This is a genomic window from Achromobacter sp. Root170, assembly GCF_001428165.1.
GTDB lineage: Bacteria > Pseudomonadota > Gammaproteobacteria > Burkholderiales > Burkholderiaceae_B > Achromobacter > Achromobacter mucicolens.
Window position 1 is genome coordinate 208,090 of record NZ_LMHN01000015.1, and the last position, 23,486, is coordinate 231,575.

Here is a 23,486-nt window from a genome sequence, read left to right on the forward strand (position 1 = left end):
CCGGTTATGCCTGCTCGGAAACCGGTCCCTGGGTTGCGCTACGACGCGTCCGGCCGGTAAAGCACGGCGCGCATGTCGGATGAAGCGCCCAACCTGCGCGACAGGTCGTCGGCGCGTTCCAGGATCATGGCCTCGAATGCCTTGGCGTCCACGGTCTTGAGCCGTGCCGAGGGGCCGGCAATGGTCAGCGCGCCGACGAAGCGGTCTTCCTGGCCGATGACCGGAACAGACCAGGACGACGTATACGGATCGCGCGCGCCGCACGAGAAGATCGGCAGGCGGACCTGATCGCGCCGTTCGCCTTGCGCCCAGATCGCAAAGACCTGGCCCGTGGAGGATTTGTCGGGCGGCATCACGCTGCCGGCAATGACCTGGCTGTGCAGGCCTTCGTGCGGCTGATGCCGGAAAAGGCACAGGCGCTGGCCCGGTTCACCGCCTTCGACGTAATACGCCGCGCTTTCACCGGTGTCTGCCGACAGCCGCTCCAGCACCGGCATGACGACGGCCTCCAGGTCGAAGCCGCGCTCGTAGACCCGCGCCAGGAACAGCACGCGCGGGCCCAGCCCATAGCGGCCGTCGGGCTCGCGCACCACATAGCCGCAGCGCGCCAGCGAATTGAGCAGGCGAAAGATCGTCGTTTTGTGCAAGGGCAGGCGGGTTGCGAAATCGGCCAGCGACAGGTGCTCCGCGCCGGGACGAAAGCAGTCCAGCACGCTGAGCGCGCGTTCAACGGCCACGACGCCATCATTGCTCATGAATTCTCCAAGAGGTGCTTTGTTGCTTGCAGATTGTACGTAATACAACGTCGTTTCGTAAATTTAAAATGCACCCAGTCTGTTGATTCGGGAGGCCGGGATGGCAAATTCGATGGTGGTGGTAACTGCCCATGTGGGCGATTTCGTCTGGCGTTGTGGCGGCGCGATGGCCCTGCATGCGCAGCATGGCGTGCAGGTGCATCTGGTCTGCCTGAGCTATGGCGAAAACGGAGAGTCCAACTCGGCGTGGAAAGGCGATACGCAGCGCGAGGCGGTCAAGGCCCAGCGTCACGCCGAGGCGCAAGCCGCCGCGCAGATCCTGGGCGTGAGCAGCGTGGACTTTCACGACCTGGGCGACTATCCGCTGCCCGACTCGCCGGACGCCGTGCGCCGCATCTCCGAGACGCTGCGCCGCACGAAGCCGTCGGTGGTGCTCACCCACCCCGAGCACGATCCTTCCAACCTCGATCACTGCCGCACGTTCGAAATGACGCTGCGCGGCCGCATGCAGGCGATGGCGCCAGGGCATGGGGCCGATTTCGTGGTGCCGCCGCAAGTGTTGTGTTTTGAGCCGCATCAGACCGAGTTGTGCGGCTTCAAGCCCAATGTGCTGCTGGACATCACGGAGGTGTGGGAACGCAAGTGGCAGGCCATGCAGGCCATGCCGACGCAAAGCAACCTGTGGGCGTACTACGAGCGAGTCGCGCTGCAACGCGGCGCGCAGGCCGGGCGCCGGGGCAAGACGGCGGGCACGCGCTATGGCGAGGCCTATCAGAGCATTTTCCCGGCCGTGGTTTCGGCCTTGATGGAGTGACCCCATGCGCGACATCCACGAATCCGGCTTGACCAGCACATTGCTGGCGGACGCCGGCGCGCGCTATCTGCGCGCGGCGATCAAACCCCTGCGTGCGGGATGGACCGTGCGCGGCCGCGCGGTGACGGTGTCGGTCCCGGCGGGCGACAACCTGGCGATCCACGCGGCGCTCGCGCTTGCGCAACCCGGCGATGTGCTGGTGGTGGATGCGCAGGGCTACACCGAACGCGCGGTGATGGGCGGAATCATGTGTGCGCAGGCCGCAGCAAGCGGCATCGCCGGCGTGGTGATCGACGGTGCGGTGCGCGACGCGGCAGAGCTGCGCCAGGGCCAGCTGCCCGTGTTCGCCGCTGCGATATCGCCAGCGGGGCCCGCCAAGGCCGGCGGCGGCACTGTGAACCGCCAGATCCAGTGCGGCGGTGTGCGCGTCGATCCGGGCGACTGGATCCTGGGCGATGACGACGGGTTGGTCGTGGTCGCCCAGGCGGAAATGGACGCGATGGTTGCGGCAGCCTTGACCAAGGCCGAAGCCGAAGCCCGCCGCATGGCCGCCATCGCGCGCGGCGAACTGCGGCCCGTGTGGCTTGACGACGCGCTGGCCAAGGCCACGCTGGACATTGGGCCGTCGCTGCCTGCGTCCGAATAACCGCTATTCAATACAACAGGAGGAAGACAATGAACTTCAAGCACACGCTGGGCGCGATCGCCCTGATGGCGGGCCTTGCGCCCTTTGCCGCGGCCCACGCCGACTATCCCGAAAGGCCGATACGCATGATCGTGCCGTTTGCGGCAGGCGGCCCCGCGGACATGGTCGGACGCGAATTCGCCAAGCTGTTTGGCGAAAAGCTGGGGCAGCCCGTGGTGGTTGTGAATGCGGGCGGCGGTCACGGCGTGCCGGCGTTGAACCAGGTCCTGGGGGCCGAAGCGGACGGCTATACGCTGCTCATGCCTGCCTCGGGCAACATGACCGTGCCGTCCAAGGCCATGCAGGGCAAGAAGGTGCTGGAAGTGCTGGCGCCCATCAGTCTCTTGACCGAAAGCCCGCACGTCCTGGTGGTGAACGCGCAGTTGCCGGTGAATTCGGTGCCGGAACTCGTCGATTACGCGCGCGCCCATCCCGGCAAGGTCAATTTCGGGTCGGCAGGCGTGGGGGGCGTGGCGCATCTGGGCATGGAGCTTTTCAAGAGCAAAGCCAAGGTGGACGTGGTGCACGTGCCTTACCGGGGTACCTCGCAGGTGCTGACCGACCTGGCGTCGGGTCAGGTTCAGGCGCTGTTCAGCAGCATGCCGTCGCTCAAGCCCATGATCGACAAGGGGTCCGTGAAGGCGCTGGCGATGAGCGCGCCCAGCAAGGGCGCGGACACGGCGAAGCTGCCCCTGATTTCGCAGACCTTGCCGGGCGTGTCGTACACCACCTGGTACGCGCTCTTTGCCAAGGCGGGAACGCCGCCCGAGGTGCTGGCCAAGCTGAACGCGGCGGTGGTCGACACACTGAAGAATCCCGAGCTGAACCAGAAGTTCGAGTCGCAGGGCGTGGAGTTCGTCTCCAGCACGCCGCAGCAGCTTGCCGACACGGTGCGGCGCGACACCGCGCAGTGGACGGCGCTGATTGACGAAGCCGGCATCGAAATCGAGTAGGCATCGCGTGGCGAAGCGGGGAGGGCGGCCGCCTTACCCCCTCTTGCTACGACTTAACACGTCTTTTCCGGCCAGGCTTTGCTATAACAGCGCCTACAGCATTTCTGTAGGGCCGGGAAAATGTCGATTCTTACGATCAGCCGCTGCGGCGCGGCCTTGTTCTTCGTCGCGCTGGTGGCCGGTTGCTCGTCCACCAAGCCGACGCCAGAGGAAAAGGCCAGCGCGACCACTACCACGCCCGCTCGGGCCAGCAACGAGTGCAAGTCCAATCGCAAGCAGTGCCTGCACGAAGGCTCTTACGATGTCGGCGAGCGGGCATACGCGGAAGACGAGGCCAAGCGCCTGAACCTGGCCGAGTCCCAGCGCCTGCGCCGCCTGTTCGATAAATAGTCCACCGTTAATGTCTTGCGCAACGCCGTAGAACCGTCGTCGATGACCCGAAAACCGCTCGCCATCATCCAGATGGGCCGCCCGCCCGAAGACCTGCGGCACGCGCAAGGCGAACAGTCCGACTGGATGCTGGCCGCGCTGGACGACCCGGACCTGCCGGTGCGCGTTTGCAAACCCCACGATGATGAGGCGCTGCCCGCGTGGGGCGAGCTGGCCGGGGCCGTGCTGACCGGCTCCTGGTCCATGGTGACGGATCGCGAACCCTGGAGCGAACGCACTGCCGAATGGTTGCGCGGCGCGCATCGCGCGCAGTTGCCGCTGCTGGGCATCTGCTACGGCCATCAGTTGATGGCGCACGCGCTGGGCGGCGTGGTCGATTTCCATCCCCAAGGCCGCGAGATCGGCCAACATGCCATCGACTTCTGCGCGGACGTCGCCGGCGATGCGTTGTTTGGCGCGCTGCCGCCGCGCTTTCTTGCCAACCTCACGCATGAGCAGAGCGTGCTGACGCCGCCGCCGGGCGCCGAGGTGCTGGCGCGGTCGCGGCACGATCCGCACCAGGTCCTGCGCTATGGATCGAACGCGTGGTCCGTCCAGTTCCACCCCGAGTTCTCTTCCACCTTGATGTCGGCCTGCCTGGCGCGCCGGGCGCCGGTCTTCGAGGCAGAGGGCTACGACGTGGCGGCGATGGTCGCCGGGCTGGGACCCACGCACGATGCGCGGCAACTGTTGCGCACCTTTGCGCGGCGCTTCGCCTAGCCGAATCGCGTAGCCGCTTGGCATTTCGGCTTCAAATTGCGGCTTCAAATAGCGGCTTCCTGCCTTCATATTGGCGTCGAAGACTTCAAGGCCAACTCGTACATGGTCGGCCTGACCGTGCCGCTCGGCGCCAGCTCGATGCTGGCTTCGTGGCAACGTGCCGATCCGGACAGCGATCTGCTGACCGGTGGCGATTCGGCCATGAACGTGTACAGCATCGGCTACACGTACAACCTGTCCAAGCGTACGAACGTGTACGCGCTGGGTTCCTACGCCACGGACTTCGCGTTCATCGACGGCGTCAAGAGCACGGTCGGCATGGTTGGTATCCGTCATCGCTTCTAAGCGGCAGACGTGATGAGCGGCGCGCCTGGCGCGCGCCGCTTGCGCCCTGCACCGCGGTTGCACTGAGCGGATTGGGCGTCTTACCCGGCCACAGACGCGAAAAAAGCGGCCACCTCCCTAGCTCCACTCTCAGTCCGCTCACCCGAACTTCGATCATGGCAAACCGAAGGCCCGCGCATTCTGGCGCGGGCTTTGCCGTTTCTGGCTGACCACCGGCCACGCCTTCCCACAATCCCTCATTGCGCGGCCGCGGCCCAAAAGGGCCGCGCGGGCGTTGTAGTATTGGAAGCTCAGCCTAAACATCGGATAGCTATGCAAACGCACAATGCTCGGCTCGCGGAAATGACTTTGGCGTTGGCGCTGGCCCTGACCGCAACGGCCGCGCCTGCGCAGACCCCGGATGCCTCGCCGGCTGGCGCCAAGCCGGCTGAAGCGAAGCCTGTCGAATCGAAGCCTGCCGAAGCCAAGCCTGCAGACGCTAAGCCAGCAGAAGCCAAACCAGCAGACGCTAAGCCAGCAGACGCTAAGCCAGCAGACGCTAAGCCGGCCGAGGTCAAACCGCCCGAAGCGAAGCCCGCGCAAACCAAGCCGGCCGAAACCAAGCCGGCTGGAACGAAGCCAGCAGAAGCGAAGCCAGCAGATGCCAAGCCCGCCGACGCCAAAGCGTCCGGCGACCCCGCCGCCGCGCAGGATCCGAATGGCGCACCCGTGGACGCCGCGGTGGCGCCGCCGCCACCTCCACCGCCGCTGCAGGTCCTGGACGGCAAGCTCCGCGTCGCCATCCCCGCGGGTTTCGCCGAAACCGAGTTTCCGTCCGATCCGGCCACGCCCGAGGTCTCGGGCAAGATCTACCTGAACCGCGCGACCATGCAGGCCATCATCGTGATCGATGTGCCGGTTGAACAGGCTGTTGGCGATGACGACGCATTCACGCTCGGGGCGATGGCCGCGGGCTTCCAATCGCAGCAGCAGGCCGCGGTGCCCACGTTCAAGAAGACGGGCGACGGCGCGTTCAAGGTCGGCAGCATCGGCGTCTTTCAACTTGATGCAACCAGCAGGCTGTCCGGCCGTCCCGCCGAACTGACGGCGCTGTTCGCGGCGTCGGGCAAGAAGGTCGTGACCTTTTCGGTCTATACGTTGGCGCAAGAAAAAGCCCGGCATCCCGGGCTGGTCGAAGAACTGAAAAAGGGCATGTCGGTAACGCCGTAATGGGCGCGGCAGGCCAGATCGCCCGTCATGCCGGCGGGAATCAGTTCGGCTTCCAGAACACGTAATCGGCCTGGTATGCCACCTGCGTTTTCTGGCCCTTGTTGGCCGGCGAGCAGGGCGTTTGCGGCACGCCGCCGCCTGCGCGAACCAGCCGCTGAATGTACGTGACGCCGGTCAGCACACCCACGCCTGCCGAAGGATTGGCCAGCACGAGCTGGTCGTACAGCCGGTCCGGTCCGGCATATGCGCGTACGGTTTCCATCCCCGTCAATGTCGAGCCGTCGGCGGCCCGCCAGCTTTCAGGCGGACTCTTGTACGTGCCGCGCGGCTCCGATGATCCCGCCTGGCCTGCGCCCAGCGTGGCGCTGGCGCCCGCGATGACCCAGGCGTAGCGCGCGCCGTCGGTCTGAATCATCCGGCATTCGTAGGTGATGACGCCTTCAGCCGGCGCGCGCCATGCGACGCTATTGTCTGCCGGCACCTGCATGATCTGCGGCACGTTGTCCTGGGCCGCCGCGGCGGAGGCGGCCAGGCTGGCCGCCAGGAACAGTCCGGCCAACGCCGGGCGAGGGTGAGTCGGAATGCGGTTCATCCATGCTCCTTCGGGCGGGCAGGGCGCCCGCGGTGGCAGTTGCGGGCGCGCTTGGCCCAAGGTCCGGCGGGGCCGGAATCGGGCCATTCTGCCACGATTCCCCGCCGGCGCTGGTCTCAATTGATTTGCAGCGTGTAGGCGGCTTTGCCGCGCAGCAGCGTCAACACCAGCGGCTGCGCGCCCGCGCCGCTCAAGAGGTCGCGCAGGTCGGCCAGCTTGCTGACGGGGCGCTGGTTCACGCCGATGACGATGTCGCCGCGCTGCAGGCGCGCAGCCACCGGGCCCCGGTCCGGATAGGTGGCGCTGACCGCCGCGCCGTCATTGCCCTGCACGCGCTGCGCGCGTCCCACCTCGGTGAACTCGACGCCATTGAAGCGCGCGTCCAGCGAGCCGCCATGCAGGCGCTCGTTTTGTTCGGGTTCGATGCGCAGCACGACGTCCCGCTTTGCGCCCGCGCGCAACAGCCCCAGGCGCACCTGGCGGCCCACCGGCAGCAGGCCTTCGGCGTTGCGCAACTGCGCGCTGGAACCGATCGCCTTGCCGTCGATCGACAGGATCTGATCGCGGGCCTGGATGCCGGCCTTCTGCGCGGGAGAACCATCCGCCACGCGGGCAACGGCCACGCCCGTCGATCCCGGCGCCAGGCCAAGCTGGCGCGCATTGCGCGGCGTGATGTCCAGCGTGTCCAGACCCAGTCCTCCGCGTTGCACCTGCCCGTGCTGCAGCAACTGCCGCATGACCTCGCCCGCCAGGTTGGACGGAATGGCAAAGCCGATGCCCACGTTGCCGCCCGACGGCGTGTAGATCATCGTGTTGATGCCCACCAGTTCGCCGTTCAGATTGACCAGCGCGCCGCCCGAGTTGCCCGGATTGATGGAGGCGTCGGTCTGGATGAAGTTCTGGTAGCCGGCGGCGCGCAGGCTGGACCGGTCCAGCGCGGACACGATGCCCGACGATGCGGATTGGCCCAGGTCGTAGGGATCGCCGATGGCGACCACGAAGTCGCCCACGCGCAAATCGCTGGAATCGGACAACGCCAGCGCTTGCAGGTCTTGCGCGGGGATGCGCAGCACCGCCAGATCCGTGTCCGGATCGCTGCCCACGACGGTGGCGTTGAAACTGCGGCCGTCCTGCAACGACACGCGGATGGTGGCGGCGCCGCGAATCACGTGGTGATTGGTCAGCACGTTGCCCTGGCTGGCGTCCACGATGACGCCCGATCCGACGTTCTGGCGCATGCCGCCGGGCGCGCGCACCGGGTTGGCCGCTTGTCCGTCGGATTGCGCTGAGATGTTCACGACTGCGGGCGTGACGCGCTCGAGCATGGGGGCCAGCGAGGGCAAGGGCTGACCGTCGACAGCCAGCGGAAGCGCGGCGCGCGCCGGCGGTAGCGGCGCGGCCAGCAGCAGGGCGCAGCAGGCCGTGGCAAGGAATGCGGGTAGGCGTCGCGCGCGGCGCGATGCACTTCGCGCGACGCAACGGAGTTCAAGAGGCGGCAAGGGCAGGCGGGGCATATCGATCCTTCCGGCAACGAGGCGGCAGTATTCACCGTCCCCGCTGCACGCGTGTGACGACGCGCGCGGCTTGCGGCCGGCGCGCGAGCGGTCACGGATTGTCGCCGAACTTTGGCGCCCGGTCCGGTGCGCCCCGCGTGGTCAGAATCCGACGGCCTGGCCGTCGCGCCGCGAGTCGGACGCCGCGACGTAGCCACCCTGCGGCAGGCGGCAGATGAGCTGGGCCGAGCCGAACTCCAGGCTGTCCACCGGCGCAACCGCCACGTTGTGGCCACGCGCGCGCAGCGTATCGACCACGTCGGCCGGCAGGTGCGACTCGACGTTCACGACAGGGCCGTTCTCGACGCGGAAACGCGGCGCGTCGCTCATGGCCTGCGGGTTCTGGCCGAATGCCGCCAGACGCGTGACCATCTGCAGATGGCCCTGCGCCTGCATCGACCCGCCCATCACGCCGAACGACATGAGAGGTTGGCCGCGGCGCGTCACGAACGCCGGGATGATGGTGTGCATCGGCTTCTTGCGCGGCGCAACCTGGTTGGCGTGGCCTGGCTTCAGCACGAAGTTCAGGCCGCGATTGTGCAGGCTGATGCCGGTGCCGGGCACGACCACGCCCGAGCCAAAGCCGTGATAGTTGGACTGGATGAAGGACACCATCGTGCCGCCGGCGTCGGCGGCGGTCAGGTAGACCGTGCCGCCGGTAGCCGGCGTGCCTGCGGTGGGCACGCTGGCGCGGTCCATGGAAATCAGGCGGGCCCGTTCGGCCAGATAGGCGCGGTCGAGCAGGGCACGCGCGTCGGTGCGCATGTGGCGCGGGTCGGCGACGTGGTGGTGCAGGTCCGCAAATGCCAGCTTCATGGCTTCGATGCTGACGTGGTAGTAGTCGGCGCTGTCGCGGCCCATGCCTTCCAGGTCGAATTGCTCAAGCATGCCCAGCGCCATCAGCGCCGAGATGCCCTGGCCATTGGGCGGGATCTCGTGCAGCTCGTAGTCGCGGAACGATTGCGAGATGGGCTTGACCCATTCCGGCCGGTGCTCGGCGAGGTCCACCGCGCTCAGGGCGCCGCCCGTCTTGCTGGCGAAGTCCGCGATCTTGCGGGCCAGTTCGCCGCGGTAGAAGCTTTCACCACCGGTCTCGGCGATGTCGCGCAGCGTCTTGGCCTGGTCCGGAAAGCGCCACCATTCGCCGGCTTGCGGCGCGCGGCCTTGCGGCAGGAAGGCGTCGGCAAAGCCGGGTTCGGCGGCAAGCTTGGGCGCCTGGTTGGCCCATTGGCGCGCAATGGTCGGCGACACCGCGAAGCCTTCTTCGGCGTAGGCGATGGCCGGTGCAAACAGCTTGGCGAAGGGCAGCTTGCCGAAGCGGTCGGACAAGGCCTTCCAGCCGGCGACCTGGCCCGGCACGGTGACCGTGCCCCAGCCGGTGCCCGGCATCGCGTCGCGGCCGTTGAAGTATTCGGGTGTCCACGCGGCCGGCGCGCAGCCGCTGGAATTCAGGCCGTGGAGCTGGCCGTCGTGCCAGACCAGGGCGAACATGTCGCCGCCGATCCCGTTCATCACGGGTTCGACGACGGTCAGGGCGATCGCGGTGGCAATGGCGCTGTCAACGGCATTGCCACCGGCCAGCAGCATGCGTAGTCCCGCCTGCGCAGCCAGTGGCTGGCTGGTCGCGACCGCGTTGGCGGCCAGGACCGGCATTTTTCGGGAAGCGTACGGAAAAGACCAATCGAAGGGGGAGGACATGGATGCTGGAACTCGTTGGAAAAATTACTGCGGGGTGATGCCGGCCTGGTCGATCAGCTGCTTGGTGCGCGGAATCTCGGCCTTGATGAAGGCGGCGAATTCCTCGCGGCTGCCGCCACGCGGCTCGGCGCCGGCTTCGGCGAGCTTACCGCGCAATGCGGGATCGGCGAGCACTTTGTTGACGGCGCGGTTGAGCTTGTCGAGGATCGGTACGGGCGTGCCCTGCGGCGCGACAAGACCGTACCACGGCGCGATGTCGTAGCCCGAAAAACCCTGCTCGGCGATCGTGGGAATGTCCGGCGCCAGCGCCGAGCGCTGCGAGTTGGACATGCCCAGCGCCAGCAGCGCGCCGCTCTTGGCCTGGGGCAGGCCGGTCATGATGGTGTCGAAGTACATCGACACCTGGCCGCTCAGCAGGGCGGGGATGGCTTCGCCCGCGCCCTTGTACGGCACGTGCAGGATGTCGATGCCGGCAACAGACTTGAGCATTTCGCCCGCCATGTGCGAGGTCGTGCCCGTGCCGAACGAGGCATAGGTCAGCTTGCCGGGGTTGGCGCGCGCATAGGCGACCATTTCGGGCAGCGTCTTGAAGGGTTGCTTGGGGTTGGCCAGCAGGATGTTCGGGGTGTAGGCCACCATCGAGACCAACTCGAACGCGTCCGGATCGTAGGCCAGGCGCTTTTGCAGGAAGCGGTTGGTGACGACGGCGGCCGGGCCGCCCATCAGCAGCGTGTAGCCGTCCGCCGCGGACCGCGCGACCGATGCGCTGCCGATGGCGGCGGCGGCGCCGGGTCGGGCTTCGATGACGAAGGGCTGACCCAATTCGGCGGACAGCGCCGCGCCAAGCTGGCGCGAGATCAGGTCCGTGGCGGAACCGGCCTGGAAGGGCACGACGATGCGCACGGGATGCTGCGGCCAGTCCGTGGCTTGCGCGCCGGCCTGCGCCGCAAAGGCCACGGCGGCAGCGCCTGCCAGCGCCCGGATGAGACGAAATTTCATGGATTCCCCTTGATCGCGTTATGGAAAGCGTATGGGCCGGGCGGGTCTCTTGCCCCTTCCGGCCGAGCGGGCGCGGCATGCCGCGTCCTGCCCTGGATTAAACGCAAGCGGCGCGCATCCGGCCATTAGGATTTGTATTCATGGATCATTGGATCCAGTTTGTGTTATTTTCGCCGTTATCTATCATGGCGGCTTTCCAAGCCCGGGGACGAAAGTGCTGCAATTCCAGAAGACAGCCATCAGCGCCGAAGACGAGGCGTACCTGCATTTGCAGCGTGAAATCCGCCTGGGCCACTATGCGCCCGGCCAGCGGCTGGTGCCGGACGTCGTGGCGGCTGAAATCGGCACCAGCCGCATGCCGGTGCGCGGCGCCCTGCGCCGCCTGGCCTCGGAGGGCCTGGTCGAGATCCGCGCCAACCGCGGCGCCGTGGTGCGCGGCCTGAACCAGCAGGAAATGCTGGAGGTCTTTGAAATGCGCTCGGTGCTGGAAGGGCTGGCGACGCGCAACGCCGTGGCCTACATGGGGCCCGAACACATCCGCCGGCTGGTCAACATGCTGGCGCAGCTGGACCAGGGCGCGAACGAAGACCTGGACTGGACCGCCGCTCACCGCGAATTCCACGAATACCTGTGCAGCTTCTGCAAGCAGCCGCGCCTGTTGAACCAGATCTCGGAACTGCACTCGGTCGTCGAACCCTACATGCGCCTGTGGGCAGCCCAACCCGGCCGCGTGCTGCGCGTGCGCGAATCGCATCAGGAATTGATCGACGCCCTGCAAACCCGCGACGCCGCCCGCTGCGAGGCCGCCATGCGCCAGCACGTCCTGAACACCGTTCCGGCGCTGCAGGCGTTCCTTGAACAGGCGGGCTGATCCGCGCCGCCGCGCCAGTTGTCCGACACCCGGCCGCCATTGCAAATCCGCGCCTGCCAAACGGCTTCAATGCGCTGACCGCTCACCGGACAGGATTTCCATTTCCCCGTCCCCTTCGCATATAGCCAGGAGTAATATGTGACGCGTCCGGCGGCGCACGTCCGCCGGCGCAAGCAAGCCGAATCACGCCTGGTCCTTCCCACCCCCTGTCGACAGCGGAGCCCCCTCCGTGCCTGCCCTCGGTGTCTGCAAGTCCTGGCGCGCAACCGGCCATAAAAAAGAGACCGAGGAGAAGAGGAATTGGACAAGCAAGAGTCGGGCGGCTGGTATTTCGGCTGGAACATCGTTGGCGCCGCCACGGTACTCACGCTGTTTACGGTCGGCCTGCGCATGGGGATCGGACCGTTCTTTCTGCCCATGGCCGAAGGCTTGGGTTTTTCGCGTAGCCTGCTGTCGGGCATCGTGGCGATCGGCATGCTGTGCTATGGCCTGGGCATGCCGCTCGCCGGCTATCTGGTCAGCATCCGCGGCACGCGCTTCGTGCTCCTGACCGGCACGGCCATCGTCGTCGCCGCCTCCATCTGGACCGTCTTCGCGCGCAGCCCCCTCGAATTCCTGCTTGCCTTCGGTGTCGCGCTGTCCATCGGCCTTGCCTTCACCAGCCCCGTCGCGCTGACCCCGGTGATCAGCTGCTGGTTCACGCGCCAGCGCGGCATGGCGCTCTTCTTCCTGTCCACGGGCTCGATGGCCGGCATTGCGCTGATGACCCCAACGCTCACCTACGCCATTTCCGCGGTGGGCTGGCAGGAAACGCTGTTGGGCTTTGCCGTGCTGTTTGCCGTGCTGACCATCCCCATTGCGCTTTTCGTGATGCGCGACGAGGCGCCCGAGCACACCGACCTGCTGCCGCATCAGATCATCGAGAAATCCAGTTCGGCCAAGCCGGCCGCCAAGGCGCCCGCGCCGCAGCTGGGCGAGGCGCTGCGCACGTTGCCGTTCTGGCAGGTTGCGCTGGGTCTGTTTGCCTGCGGGTTCAGCATGAACCTGCTGGGCACGCATGGCATGCCCATGCTGATGGATCACGGCTTTGACCCCACCACCAGCTCGCTGGGCATCGGTCTGATCGGCCTGGTTGCCATCTTCAGCACGTTGGTGCTGGGCCGCATGTCCGATCAGGTCGAGCGCCGCAACATTCTCGCCGCCATTTATCTGGTGCGAGGCCTGGGATTCTTTGCGCTCGTCATGGTGGGCGCGCATTGGGAGCTGTACCTGGCCGCGACCATCGGCGGCATCGTCTGGGCCGGCAGCATCGCGCTGTCGTCGGCCATCCTGGCCGACGTGTATGGCATCCGGCTGGTTGGCGTGCTGTATGGGCTGACGTATCTGGGCCACCAGGTGGGCGGCATGATCAGCTCGTGGCTGGGCGGCTGGGCCTTCGAAACCTTCGGCACGCACTGGGTCGCGTTCGGGTCGGCCGGGGTGTTGCTGTTGCTGGCGGCGCTGATTTCGCTGCGCCTGCCGCCGCGCGGCGTCCTGCGGGCGCCGCCCGTGGCGGCCGCTGCCGGACGCTGAACCCGCCGCGCCGCGGCAACCGGCCAGGGATGCGGCGCATCCCCGGCGCGCGGGGCGGCTAGCGGTCTTTCAGCAGCGACACCAGTTCGGGCACATAACGTTCGCCGCCGCCTTGCGTGACGGCTTGGTCGAACGTGTGCTGCACGGCGGCGCCGATCTCGCGCACGGCGCCGGCTTCGGCGGCCATGGTGTTGTAGTACGAAAGGTCCTTCTGCGCATTCGACATGAAAAAGCGCAGCGACGACGGATCCTGTTCCAGCAGATACGGCTTGATGCGCTCCAGCGCCACGCCGCCGCCGCCGCCCTTTGCCAGGACCTCGGTGAAGACGGCCGGGTCGATGTCCGAGCGCAGCGCGCACGCCGCGGCTTCGGACAGCAGCGCCACCACGCCCAACGACACATAGTTGTGCAGCAGCTTCATCCGGTGGCCCGCGCCCACCGGCCCGGCATGGGTGATGTTTTCGGCAAAGCAGGCCAGCAGCGGCTTGCATTCCTCGAACAGCGCGGCATCGCCGCCCACCAGCAGGTTCAGCCGGCCCTCGGCGGCTTCCTTGGGCGTGCGCGTCATGGGCGCGTCCAGGAAGCGCCCGCCGCTCTCGGTGACCGCCTGGGCGACCTTCACGGTGGACGAGGGGATGGCGGTCGAGCAGTCGATGATGACGGTGCCCGGACGCAGTCCCTCGAGCACGCCGCCCGGCGACAGCAGCACGGCTTCGACCTGCGGGCTACCGGTCACGCACAGGATGATCACATCCGACTGCGCGGCAAGCTCGGCGCCGCTGGCCACGCTGACCGCACCAGCAGCCTTGAGCGAGTCCAGGGGCTGATTGCCCGGATGCTCAAGCACGGTCAACGCGTGACCGTGCTTGACCAGGTTGCTTGCAATACCGTGGCCCATGAGGCCGATTCCAACCATGCCGACTTTTGCCATCTTCCACTGCTCCTGCCATGTAGGGTGATTGTTGTGCCGTAAATCTTACCCGCAGAAGCCGCAATCGGGGCCAACGCGCACTCGCGGCCGCTCGCCGGGCGTCCGCGCGCCGATCACCGCGCTATGCCGGGGCGGGCGCGTCTGCAATACTTTCGGGGATCGTCCATCGGGACTCTTGCAGCGGCAGCCATGACAGACTCCATCCCCGCCGGTTTCACGCCCTGGTATCCCAGCAGCCAGTTCATGCGCCACCTGAACGATCTTGGCCCGTTCTACCGCCGCAAGGCCGACAACGTGCTGGGGCTGCGTGTCACCACGGCGCACGGCAACATGCACGGCATGGCGCACGGGGGATTCCTGGCAACGTTTGCCGATAGCGCGCTGGGGCTTGTCATCTCGGAAGACGCCCACGTCTCCGTCGTCACGGCGCAGATGTCCGTTGAATTCCTGAACGCCGTCAACCCGGGCGACTGGCTTGAGGCGCACGTGCAGATCGACAAGCAGGGCAAGCGTCTGATCTATGCGACCTGCCGCCTGCAGGTGGAAGGCCGCGCCATGCTCAAGGCCAGCGCCGTGTTCGCTGTCCGCCACGCCGCCGTGCCCGCCTCGGACGGCTAGCCACGGCGAGCCGCGTGCGTGATCAATGCCGGTGATCACCGCCGGGGCAGGGGGGCGCTACAGATAAGGCGTGGCCAGCCAGATCACCTTGTTGCGCAGGCGCTTGGCAAAGGGCGCTTGCAGCAGGTCCTCGAGCGTCACGCGGTGCGCGTTGGCGACCAACGCATCGAAGCGCGCATCGAGCCACCGCGCCACGTCGCGGTCGTAGATCTCGGTGTCCAGCTCGAAATTCAACCGCAGGCTGCGCGGATCCAGATTCGACGAGCCGGCATACGTCCAGGCCCCGTCCACCGTCATCAGCTTTGAGTGGTCGAACGCGCCGCTCGAGCGCCAGACGCGGCAGCCCGTGCGCACCACCTGGTCCAGCTGCGCCGTCATCGCGTAATCGACCAGCCGCAGGTTGTTCTTACCCGGGATCACGATGTCCACAATGATCCCGCGGCGCGCCGCCGTGGCCAGCGCCCCGATCAGCGTCTGGTCCGGCAGGAAGTACGGCGACTGGATCCGCACGTGATGCCGCGCCACGGCCAGGGCGCCCAGCAGCATGTTGTGCGTGCTGCCCAGCGCGCGGTCGGGTCCTGACGGCACGCAGCGGATCGGCACGCGGCCCGACGGCGGCATGAAGTCGGGATCGAACCACGGCTTGGCGGGCAGCGACTCGTGCGTCGTGAAATTCCAGTCATGCGCAAACACCGACATCAGTTGCGTCACGATCGGTCCTTCCACTCGGAAATGCGTATCGTGGTTGGTGGCGTCGCCCGCCAGCGCGCTGACAAACGCCGCCCGCACGTTCATGCCGCCCGTAAAGCCCACCCGGCCGTCCACCACCAGCACCTTGCGGTGGCTGCGCAGATTGGCATAGGGCATGCGCAGCACTCCCATCGGATTGGTCATGAACCGCGCCACCGGCACGCCCGCCCGCGCCAGCATGCGCACGATCGGCGGACGGGAGTACTTGGACCCCACCGCGTCGATCAGCACCCGCACCTGCACGCCCCGCGCCTGCGCCTCGATCAGCGCCTCGGCCACTTCCCGCCCGATCGGATCGTTGTCGAAGATATAGCTCTGCATCGCCACCGTGTGACGGGCCTCGCGAATGGCCTGCAGCATGGCCGGATACGTCTCGTCGCCACCGGCCAGCGGCCGGACCTCGTTGCCGGCTAGCAGCTGAAACCGGCTGACCCGGTCACCCAGCACCTTCAGCGACGCGAACTGCTCCCCCGAGATCGCCACCACATCGACCGGCGCAGTCTCGACCTGCTCGGCATCTTCCTGCATGGCGTCGTCGCGCTGCTGCGACACCCGCGTCTTGTGGATCCGATTGATCCCGGCGACGAAATAGAAGAGCGCCCCAAGGATCGGCGAGAACATCGCCACCCCCACCCACCCGATGGCCGCCCGCACATCCTGCTTTGTCATCGCGGCATGCACCGCCGCGCCCGTGCCCGCCACGATGCTGATGGCAAAGGCAATATGAGGCCAATATTCGATCAAAAATGCGTGTATGCGATCCATGGCGAGGGCTTGAGACGCGGCCTCCATCGGTTATCCAAGCGCAAGGATAGCAAGGCTGCCGCGGGTGGCAAACGTGCGACTTCGGGGCGATTTCACACGCTTTAAAAAAACGTGCTAGAATTCGGCCTCTTCGTTGTTGAGCTTCCTTCGAAACACGTTTCAGAGAAGTTTGCGGCGAAAGCGCTGTAGAAGTTAAGCAGTGCTTAGCAGTACCAGTGGTGGCTGTAGCTCAGTTGGTAGAGTCCCGGATTGTGATTCCGGTTGTCGTGGGTTCGAGTCCCATCAGCCACCCCAAGAATTCCTTAGAAATCAGCCGCCTAGAGCGGCTTTTTTCTTTTGTGCGTTCTGCAAAATGGTGGCATGAATCAAGAATGGTGACATGCATTGAGCGCTGCCCTCGATTTCGGCCACCCGGCGCCCATCATCAACGCGGTGCGTCGTTGCCGCAGTCGCGTGCGTTTCCGGGTTCTCGTCCCTGCCCACCAGCACTATCGCAAAGTAGGCGTGCAGGCCGTGAAAGGTGAACCGCTCGCGGCCAGGCGTCTTAACCCAATCTCCCCTGATTTTGGAACATAGCGCCCCGAAGCCCTGTTCGGCGCATAGTTGCTGGCCATTCCAAATATTGACCAGGTACACGGATTCCCGAATGGCCAATTTAACGCCGCGCGTTATTTGGTCCAACTGAGCAAGGTCGGCAAACAGTTGGCGCAGGGCCGCAGTCCATTCGATCGGGGCGCTAGCCGAGCCTGGGATGTTCTCAATGCGTTCACTGAGGAATTTGCAGTGCGGGCACGAGATATTCTGATTGAGCTAGAGCGACGCCTGAAAGCTGCTAAAGAATTCCGCCAGTAACAGGGCGGCAGAAAATCGGTGACTATAATCGCCCGGGGCCGAAAGCAGCGGCCGCCCGATTATCACATCACGCAGATTAGAAAAACATTACGAATGTCAGACGTGCATCTGAAGTACCGGCCTGAAATCGACGGACTACGCGCTATTGCAGTGTTGGCGGTCATTCTGTTTCACGCGAAAATTCCCGGAATGGCGGGTGGTTTTGTCGGCGTTGATATTTTCTTCGTCATAAGCGGCTACCTGATCACGACGATCATCGCGCGCGAACTGGATGCCGGGTCGTTTTCGTTCGGCAGCTTTTATGAACGGCGCGCGCGGCGTATTCTTCCCGCGCTCTTGGCCGTCCTGATCGGCACCACCATTGCCGCCTGGTTTTTGCAGGGACCGTATGCACTGGTTCGTCTTGGACAGGGGCTGGTCGCGGTGACCACTTTCGTCTCCAATATCTTCTTTTGGAACACGACGAACTATTTCACCGCTGGTCTGGACAACCCGCTGCTCCACACATGGAGCCTCAGCGTCGAAGAGCAGTTCTATGTGCTATTCCCGCTGCTCATGATCGCAATTTGGCGTTTTGCACGCAGATCCGTTGTCTGGGTCTTGTTGCTTTGCGCGCTTGCATCGTTGGCGGTGAGCGAGGCGGCGGTACAAACTGGGCGTTCTCTCGCCGCGTTCTATTGGCTTCCGACCCGCGCTTATGAGCTGTTGATCGGCTCCCTCGCCGCGGTGTCTCCCTTCGGAAGATTCCTGGCTGCTCGGCCAAATATCCGCACCCTGGTTGGGTGGATCGGGGCCGCCGGCGTGTTTGGCGCCATCCTGTCTTTCGACAGCGCCGTGTTCTTCCCGGGCCTGTCCGCGCTGATTCCCGCCGTGGGTTCGGCGTTCGTTCTCTTGGGCGCCACGCGGACCAATTCGCTGGGGCGGATTCTGTCGGTGCGGCCGCTGGTGTGGGTCGGGCTAATCTCCTACAGCGCCTACCTGGTCCATCAGCCGTTGTTCACGTTCGCGCACATTATCCGGCCCGGCTTCGGGATTCGGGGCAGCTTGATCTTGACCGGACTGGCGCTGGTGCTGGGCTGGATCAGTTGGCGTGTGGTCGAAAAGCCATTTCGTGACCGTGCAAAATTCAAAACCCGGCCGGCCATGTGGACCCTAGGGCTTGGATCGTTGGCCGTCTTTGGAATCGGCATGGCGCTGTGGGTCTGGCAGGGCGCCATTGTTCGTCACAACGAGGAACAGAAGCGCTGGCAGGAGTACGACAACGTCCAGGCGCAGACGCCCTACGTCATCACTCGCTTTAACGCGCTTGAGAAGGACTTCGACGAAGTCGGCAAGCGCCGCGTGCTGGTGATCGGAGACAGCCAGGCGCAGGACTTCGTGAATATGGCTGCCGAGGCCGGCGCCTGGAAGGCCGACGAGGTCCGGACTATTTACGTGCCTGCGCAATGTCAGATTGTCTGGACGGATGACGATGTGTCGGCGCACATTCCTGCAGCCGAGCGGCACATGTGTGCGAACGCCCGCTCCTTGAAGAAGTCCACGGCTCAGGTTGCGAAGGCTGACGTGATTTTCCTGGTCGCAAACTGGCATCTATGGTCCGCATCCAGGCTGCGGGAGACAATTCAACGCATGAATTTGCGTTCGGATCAGCGCTTGTTTGTGGTCGGCACGAAGGAGTTTGCTCCACCGGACATTCGCAACATGATGAGAATGACGGCGAAGCAGCGTGCCGAGGTGCGGTCTTTCCCCAACGCTGGTCACCTGGAACTCGGCCGAACGCTGCATGAGGGCGTTGCGGGCTTTGGGACATACGTGGACTTCTTCAACGCGGTATGCGCAGATAATGGCTGCCCAGCCGTCACCCCGGACGATGAGCTGATTTCCTACGATCGCATCCACCTGACAGAAGGCGGTGCGCGGTATCTTGGCCCGATCCTTTTCAGAAACAACACACTACGTGAATTCGCGGGAGCCGAATGAGTCGTGCGTGGCGGCCGCGTACCCTGATTGCCGTGCATTCCACCGGAGCGGTATTTCAGTTCGGCCGCCCGGTGCCGTTATCTGAATATGACGATGCCTTGTCGGAGCGCAGGTAGATGAACCACATGGAAAAGTTGACCGGCGCGGATTGGGCGCTGTTTGGGCTGGCGCTTCTGTTGCTGGCCCCTCCGGTGGTGGTGATCATGTTTCTGAACGACGGCGACGCTGCTTCGTTTTTCACTTCCTCGGACGGAAGGGCGTACTTTCTTTCCTATTGCTCGTTCTGGCTTGCCGCCATGGCTGGGTTGACTGCGGGCCGTGGCGTCGTCCGGCATCAGCGGGGAACACCCAAAGCCGAGCTGGCCATCGCGTCGATCCAGGATTACATCGAAAGCGGCATGTTGCTGGTCAGTTCCGCCTGCGCGCTGGCGCTGACGGCGCATGATGATCTGCTGCCGCATCGCACTTTTTTGAATCTGTTGATTGCGTATCCCCTCGTTTACGCCGGCTACCTGCTGGTCCTGAAGATTTGGGAAAAAGGGCGGCTCAAGGGGAAAAAGGCGGTTTCATTGCCATCCGCGGGACTTCAGAATGCCAGGCGTGCCTTTTTGGTAGTTGCCTCGGTTGCGGCTGTCGTGATCTGGATCATGGACCGATCTGCCGTCCTGACCCTGATAGGGTAAATGCAGGCTCAAAACAGCAGCCAGACGATCACCGTGCCCCATGTCGTGATCAGAATATGTCCGAAGGCGACTGTGCCGGAATAGCCTATGACCGCGACGGGGCTATCGGATTTTTCTTGCACCGCGGCAAGGCCGGCTGTCATGGTTTGCACGCCGGCCAATGCGCCCAACAATAAAAGCGGCTCAAGCTTCAACAAATATCGGCCCACCAGCAAGCCAACGAACAAGGGCACCAACGTCACGACGATGCCCGCCAGAAAGATCGTCAGTCCAACTTCTTTCAGCGCGTCGACAAAAAGAGGCCCGGCTTTCAATCCGATCATGGCGACGAAACCGGCCAGCCCGATCGACTTCATGAATTCCAGGGAAGCGTGGGATATTCGGCCGAATAACGGCTTGCCAGCGTTGCGCCAGCCAACCAAAAGGCCCAGCACCAACGTTCCGACGCTGCTTCCAATGGCGATCGGCATGCCGCCGATGGGCAATACGAGCGAGGTGCCGATCACCGCGCCAAGAAACACGCCGAAGCCCAGCGCGACGAAATCGGTGGAATCCGCTTCCTGCACCACGCTCCCCACAAGCGCGGCCACGCGCTCCACCGCCGTTTCCGGGCCAACGATGGTCAGGACATCGCCGCGTTGGAGTACGGTGCCGGGGCCAATCGGGATCTTCTCACTTCCGCGCCGGATATCCCGCAGGAATACGCCTCGCACTTCCTCGGCGCGATCGGCGATTTGAGCGACCGTTTTACCGACAAACTCTCGCTTGGACAGCACGACATCAAACATGGCGCTGGGAATGTCGAGCAGCTCTCGATCGGCTTGTTCGATGGCGTTACGATCCAGCACTCTGAGAAGGACTTCGCTTTTGCCGGAGACCGCGATGACGTCGCCCGGTAGCAGGCGGGTCTCGGGGGTAGAGACAAGCAGACTGCCGTTACGTCTGATTCGCTCTATGAACAGGCGCTCCGGCGCGAAAAGTGATTCGGCCTGAGCGACCGATTTTCCTGCGATCGTGTGATTGTCCTGGACCAGATACGCGCGCAGGTCGAATCGTCTCCATGCGGAGGTCACGCCGACTTTCTCGCGTTCGATGCCATAGACCTGTTCAAGCCTCGCGCCTTCAGCTTTCAAGTCAATGTGCAACAACTTTGGTCCCAGGCTCGAGCAGAACCAGATGACGCCGAACGTACCGAAGATGTAGCACAGCGCGTCGGCCACGGCGATTTGGCTGATAAGGCGATTTTGTTCGTCGGCGCTGATCGGCAGGTGCCGGATCGCCTCGCTGCCTGTTCCGATGACCGGAGATTCGGTCAGCCCGCCTGAGATGAGGCCCACCGCATAGCCGATCTCGAGCTTCAGCAAGGTGGCAAGCGCCCACGCGGTCGCCAACCCCGCTACCGGCACGACGACGCCCAGCACCGCCCATCGCCAACCGCCGTCCTTCATTCCCCGGAAGAAGCTTGGGCCCACGGAGTATCCGATTCCGAACATGAATAGCAGAAACAGCACCTGCTTTGCGGTATCCGATATCGGAACTTGAACGAAGTATCCGATCAGCAGCCCGGCCAGCAACGATCCCGTTACAGGACCAAAGCCGACGCCGCGAACCTTGAATGCCCCCACCCAATAGCCGATCCCGATGGCAAGGAATACCGCCAGTTCCGGGTTGCGCTGCAGCAAATTGCTAAAGAAGTCCATGGCATTTGTCTCCCCGTAAGAGGAAGCTCCAGCGCTTCGAGCACGTCCGGCTTCGAGCCGGCACCCCGCTTTGATTTTGATTGTGCAGATGGCAGCGACTTGCGTCCCAAACAGTTTCAGACATGGGCCGTTGGGTATGTTGACCAATGTCAATTTCGTTGATGCGGGCTGCTCTACTCTGGCGCTGCACATCCGCGCTGCGCGGGCGTCGCACTGGATTTCCGAACCTGCATGACTCAGTGCTTTCCATTCAGGAACAGTCAAGGAGAGAATCATGAGTTGGTTTGTGGACACGCTTAAAGCCTATCCGGAAATCGCCATCTTCCTGGCGCTCGGCTTCGGATACTGGATAGGCGGCAAAAGCTTCAAGGGCTTCAGTCTGGGCGCCGTGACCTCGACGCTGCTCGTCGCAATCGTCATCGGCATACTGGGCGTCAAGATATCCCCCAACGTGAAGTCGGTCTTTTTCCTGATGTTCCTGTTTGCGGTGGGATACGGGGTGGGGCCGCAATTTGTGCGCGGCATTGCGAAGGATGGACTACCCCAGGCGATTTTTGCCGTCGTCATGGCGCTGTTGTCCCTGGGCGCGGCCGTCGTTGCCGCGATCCTTGCCGGTTACGACCTGGGTTCCGCGGCCGGCCTCTTCGCGGGGTCGCAGACCATCTCCGCGTCCATGGGGCTGGCGACCGATGCGATCGGGCGCCTTGGCCGCTCGCCCGAAGATACCCAGGCGCTGCTGGACGCCATGCCGATCGCCTATGCGGTCACGTACATTTTCGGCACCGTGGGCTCGGCGATCATCCTGGCGCAGATCGGCCCGAAGCTTCTTGGCATCGACCTGATGGCCGCCTGCAAGGCCTACGAGGTGAAACTGGGAGCCGGGCAGGGCGGGGCGGACGCGACCAACTGGTACGAGTTCGACGTCCGTGCCTACTCGGTGGCACAGAACAGCCCGTTCATCGGCAGGACCGTCAGCGAGATCGAGGCCGGCGTGCAGCCCGGATTCCGCGCGTTTGTCGAGCGGATCCGGCGAGGCGGAAAAATCATCGAGGCAGATCCGGCAACCGTCATCCAGGCGGGGGACGTGGTCGCGATCGGCGGCAAGCGCAACCAGATGATCGAACGGCTTGGCCCCAGCGGGCGCGAAGTCGAGGACGCCGAGCTGCTCGACATCAAGACCGAGGGCGTCGACATCTACATCTCGAACAAAAATGTGGATGGCAAACCGCTGGAAGAACTGGCGCATTGGCCGGGCGCCCGTGGCGTGTTCCTGAAAAAGATCCGGCGCGGTCCGACCGAGACGGTGATACCCATCCTGCCAAAGACCCAGTTGTTCCGGGGCGACGTCATCACCGTCGTCGGGCGCACCCAGGACATCAATGCCACCGCCAAGAATCTCGGATACGTTGACCGGCCGACCACGGTGACGGATGTTGCGTTCATGTCCTTGGCCATCACGATCGGCGCGCTTGTCGGCGCCGTCGTGATCAACGTCAGCGGCATCCCGCTCACGCTCTCCACCGCGGGCGGTGCGCTGATTGCCGGCATCGTCTTCGGCTGGTTCCGCGCCATCCATCCTACCTTTGGCCGCATTCCCGAGCCCACGCTCTGGTTCATGAACTCCGTCGGGCTCAACGTGTTCATCGCCGTGGTGGGTATATCAGCCGGGCCGGGTTTCGTCGCCGGGCTGCAGAAGTTGGGCATCAGCCTCTTCCTGTGGGGCATATTCGCGACCGCCGTTCCGCTCGTGCTGGGGATGCTGATCGCCAAGTTCATTTTCCGCTTCGACCCGGCCCTGATCCTGGGCATCTGCGCCGGAGCGCGCACCACCACCGCGGCGCTCGGCATGGTCTGCGAGGCCGCGAAAAGCCAGGTTCCCGGCTTGGGATACACGGTGACCTACGCCGTCGGCAATACCCTGCTGACGATCTGGGGCATGGTGGTGATCATGATTCTTTCCTAACGACACCCACGCGCCTCGGCAGGCTGTCTGCCGGGGCTTATGCCGGCCA

Annotated in this window: 21 protein-coding genes, 1 tRNA gene and 1 pseudogene; 14 read left to right on the forward strand and 9 right to left on the reverse strand. The window is 64.7% G+C overall.

The genetic code is table 11. The features are described from left to right. Positions 1 to 38: 38 nt before the first annotated feature. Complete coding sequence (locus tag ASD87_RS15360) at positions 39 to 755, reverse strand: IclR family transcriptional regulator (protein ID WP_056323196.1); 717 nt, start codon at positions 753 to 755, stop codon at positions 39 to 41. Between the two features lie 100 nt (positions 756 to 855). Here ASD87_RS15360 and ASD87_RS15365 point away from each other — a divergent pair, with 100 nt between their 5' ends. The 7 genes and pseudogenes from ASD87_RS15365 (at position 856) to ASD87_RS27330 (ending at position 5,910) form a co-directional block, all read left to right on the forward strand. Next, a complete protein-coding gene (locus ASD87_RS15365) occupies positions 856 to 1,569 on the forward strand; it encodes a PIG-L deacetylase family protein (protein ID WP_056323197.1) in 714 nt (237 codons plus the stop codon). A 4-nt stretch (positions 1,570 to 1,573) separates the two neighbouring features. Continuing rightward, complete coding sequence (locus ASD87_RS15370) at positions 1,574 to 2,215, forward strand: RraA family protein (protein WP_056323199.1); 642 nt, start codon at positions 1,574 to 1,576, stop codon at positions 2,213 to 2,215. Between the two features lie 29 nt (positions 2,216 to 2,244). Further along, positions 2,245 to 3,207, forward strand: a complete 963-nt coding sequence (locus tag ASD87_RS15375; RefSeq protein WP_056323201.1) for a tripartite tricarboxylate transporter substrate binding protein — start codon at positions 2,245 to 2,247, stop codon at positions 3,205 to 3,207. A gap of 120 nt (positions 3,208 to 3,327) precedes the next feature. Next, positions 3,328 to 3,597 (forward strand): hypothetical protein, encoded by a 270-nt coding sequence (locus ASD87_RS15380; RefSeq protein WP_056323203.1) that lies wholly within the window; start codon positions 3,328 to 3,330, stop codon positions 3,595 to 3,597. A gap of 42 nt (positions 3,598 to 3,639) precedes the next feature. Further along, positions 3,640 to 4,356 (forward strand): glutamine amidotransferase, encoded by a 717-nt coding sequence (locus tag ASD87_RS15385; RefSeq protein ID WP_056323205.1) that lies wholly within the window; start codon positions 3,640 to 3,642, stop codon positions 4,354 to 4,356. 75 nt (positions 4,357 to 4,431) lie between these two features. After that, a pseudogene (locus ASD87_RS15390) lies at positions 4,432 to 4,701 on the forward strand (porin); the annotation flags it as partial. Positions 4,702 to 5,049: 348 nt separating this feature from the next. Then, positions 5,050 to 5,910, forward strand: coding sequence for a hypothetical protein (locus ASD87_RS27330; protein WP_235512716.1), 861 nt, complete (start codon positions 5,050 to 5,052; stop codon positions 5,908 to 5,910). Between the two features lie 40 nt (positions 5,911 to 5,950). On the opposite strand, the gene ASD87_RS15400 is transcribed toward ASD87_RS27330, so the two are convergent. The 4 genes from ASD87_RS15400 to ASD87_RS15415 all read right to left on the reverse strand — a co-directional run bounded on the left by ASD87_RS15400 (position 5,951) and on the right by ASD87_RS15415 (position 10,752). Beyond that, on the reverse strand, positions 5,951 to 6,502 hold the full coding sequence (locus ASD87_RS15400) for a DUF3455 domain-containing protein (RefSeq protein ID WP_082586302.1): 552 nt from the start codon (positions 6,500 to 6,502) through the stop codon (positions 5,951 to 5,953). A gap of 116 nt (positions 6,503 to 6,618) precedes the next feature. Beyond that, on the reverse strand, positions 6,619 to 8,016 hold the full coding sequence (locus ASD87_RS15405) for a trypsin-like peptidase domain-containing protein (RefSeq protein WP_056323214.1): 1,398 nt from the start codon (positions 8,014 to 8,016) through the stop codon (positions 6,619 to 6,621). 141 nt (positions 8,017 to 8,157) lie between these two features. Then, on the reverse strand, positions 8,158 to 9,753 hold the full coding sequence (gene ggt / locus ASD87_RS15410) for a gamma-glutamyltransferase (protein WP_056323216.1): 1,596 nt from the start codon (positions 9,751 to 9,753) through the stop codon (positions 8,158 to 8,160). Between the two features lie 24 nt (positions 9,754 to 9,777). Beyond that, positions 9,778 to 10,752: a tripartite tricarboxylate transporter substrate binding protein gene (locus ASD87_RS15415; protein ID WP_056323220.1), complete on the reverse strand. Its 975-nt coding sequence runs from the start codon at positions 10,750 to 10,752 to the stop codon at positions 9,778 to 9,780. Between the two features lie 214 nt (positions 10,753 to 10,966). Here ASD87_RS15415 and ASD87_RS15420 point away from each other — a divergent pair, with 214 nt between their 5' ends. Together ASD87_RS15420 and ASD87_RS15425 are read left to right on the forward strand one after the other, a co-directional pair. After that, positions 10,967 to 11,623: a GntR family transcriptional regulator gene (locus ASD87_RS15420; RefSeq protein WP_056323222.1), complete on the forward strand. Its 657-nt coding sequence runs from the start codon at positions 10,967 to 10,969 to the stop codon at positions 11,621 to 11,623. Between the two features lie 300 nt (positions 11,624 to 11,923). Next, positions 11,924 to 13,195, forward strand: coding sequence for an MFS transporter (locus tag ASD87_RS15425; protein ID WP_056323224.1), 1,272 nt, complete (start codon positions 11,924 to 11,926; stop codon positions 13,193 to 13,195). Between the two features lie 58 nt (positions 13,196 to 13,253). Here the strand turns inward: ASD87_RS15425 and ASD87_RS15430 are convergent, their stop codons facing one another. Further along, a complete protein-coding gene (locus tag ASD87_RS15430; protein WP_056323227.1) occupies positions 13,254 to 14,126 on the reverse strand; it encodes an NAD(P)-dependent oxidoreductase in 873 nt (290 codons plus the stop codon). 189 nt (positions 14,127 to 14,315) lie between these two features. On the opposite strand from ASD87_RS15430, the gene ASD87_RS15435 reads away from it, so the two are divergent. After that, positions 14,316 to 14,744: a PaaI family thioesterase gene (locus tag ASD87_RS15435; protein ID WP_056323229.1), complete on the forward strand. Its 429-nt coding sequence runs from the start codon at positions 14,316 to 14,318 to the stop codon at positions 14,742 to 14,744. 57 nt (positions 14,745 to 14,801) lie between these two features. Here the strand turns inward: ASD87_RS15435 and cls are convergent, their stop codons facing one another. Next, positions 14,802 to 16,259, reverse strand: a complete 1,458-nt coding sequence (gene cls, locus ASD87_RS15440) for a cardiolipin synthase (protein WP_056324554.1) — start codon at positions 16,257 to 16,259, stop codon at positions 14,802 to 14,804. A 218-nt stretch (positions 16,260 to 16,477) separates the two neighbouring features. Here cls and ASD87_RS15445 point away from each other — a divergent pair. Continuing rightward, positions 16,478 to 16,553: transfer RNA gene (locus ASD87_RS15445), tRNA-His, on the forward strand. A gap of 15 nt (positions 16,554 to 16,568) precedes the next feature. On the opposite strand, the gene ASD87_RS15450 is transcribed toward ASD87_RS15445, so the two are convergent. Beyond that, positions 16,569 to 16,895: a hypothetical protein gene (locus ASD87_RS15450; protein ID WP_156403432.1), complete on the reverse strand. Its 327-nt coding sequence runs from the start codon at positions 16,893 to 16,895 to the stop codon at positions 16,569 to 16,571. A 309-nt stretch (positions 16,896 to 17,204) separates the two neighbouring features. Here ASD87_RS15450 and ASD87_RS15455 point away from each other — a divergent pair, with 309 nt between their 5' ends. Together ASD87_RS15455 and ASD87_RS15460 are read left to right on the forward strand one after the other, a co-directional pair. Further along, positions 17,205 to 19,091: an acyltransferase family protein gene (locus ASD87_RS15455; protein WP_056323234.1), complete on the forward strand. Its 1,887-nt coding sequence runs from the start codon at positions 17,205 to 17,207 to the stop codon at positions 19,089 to 19,091. A 116-nt stretch (positions 19,092 to 19,207) separates the two neighbouring features. Beyond that, positions 19,208 to 19,774, forward strand: coding sequence for a hypothetical protein (locus ASD87_RS15460; RefSeq protein ID WP_056323236.1), 567 nt, complete (start codon positions 19,208 to 19,210; stop codon positions 19,772 to 19,774). Between the two features lie 8 nt (positions 19,775 to 19,782). Here the strand turns inward: ASD87_RS15460 and aspT (ASD87_RS15465) are convergent, their stop codons facing one another. Next, on the reverse strand, positions 19,783 to 21,474 hold the full coding sequence (gene aspT, locus ASD87_RS15465) for an aspartate-alanine antiporter (protein ID WP_056323238.1): 1,692 nt from the start codon (positions 21,472 to 21,474) through the stop codon (positions 19,783 to 19,785). A gap of 274 nt (positions 21,475 to 21,748) precedes the next feature. Between aspT (ASD87_RS15465) and aspT (ASD87_RS15470) the strand changes: the two genes are divergently transcribed. Next, the gene (gene aspT / locus ASD87_RS15470; RefSeq protein ID WP_056323242.1) at positions 21,749 to 23,437 is read left to right on the forward strand and encodes an aspartate-alanine antiporter; all 1,689 of its coding nucleotides are present in this window, start codon (positions 21,749 to 21,751) and stop codon (positions 23,435 to 23,437) included. The last annotated feature ends 49 nt before the right edge of the window (positions 23,438 to 23,486 follow it).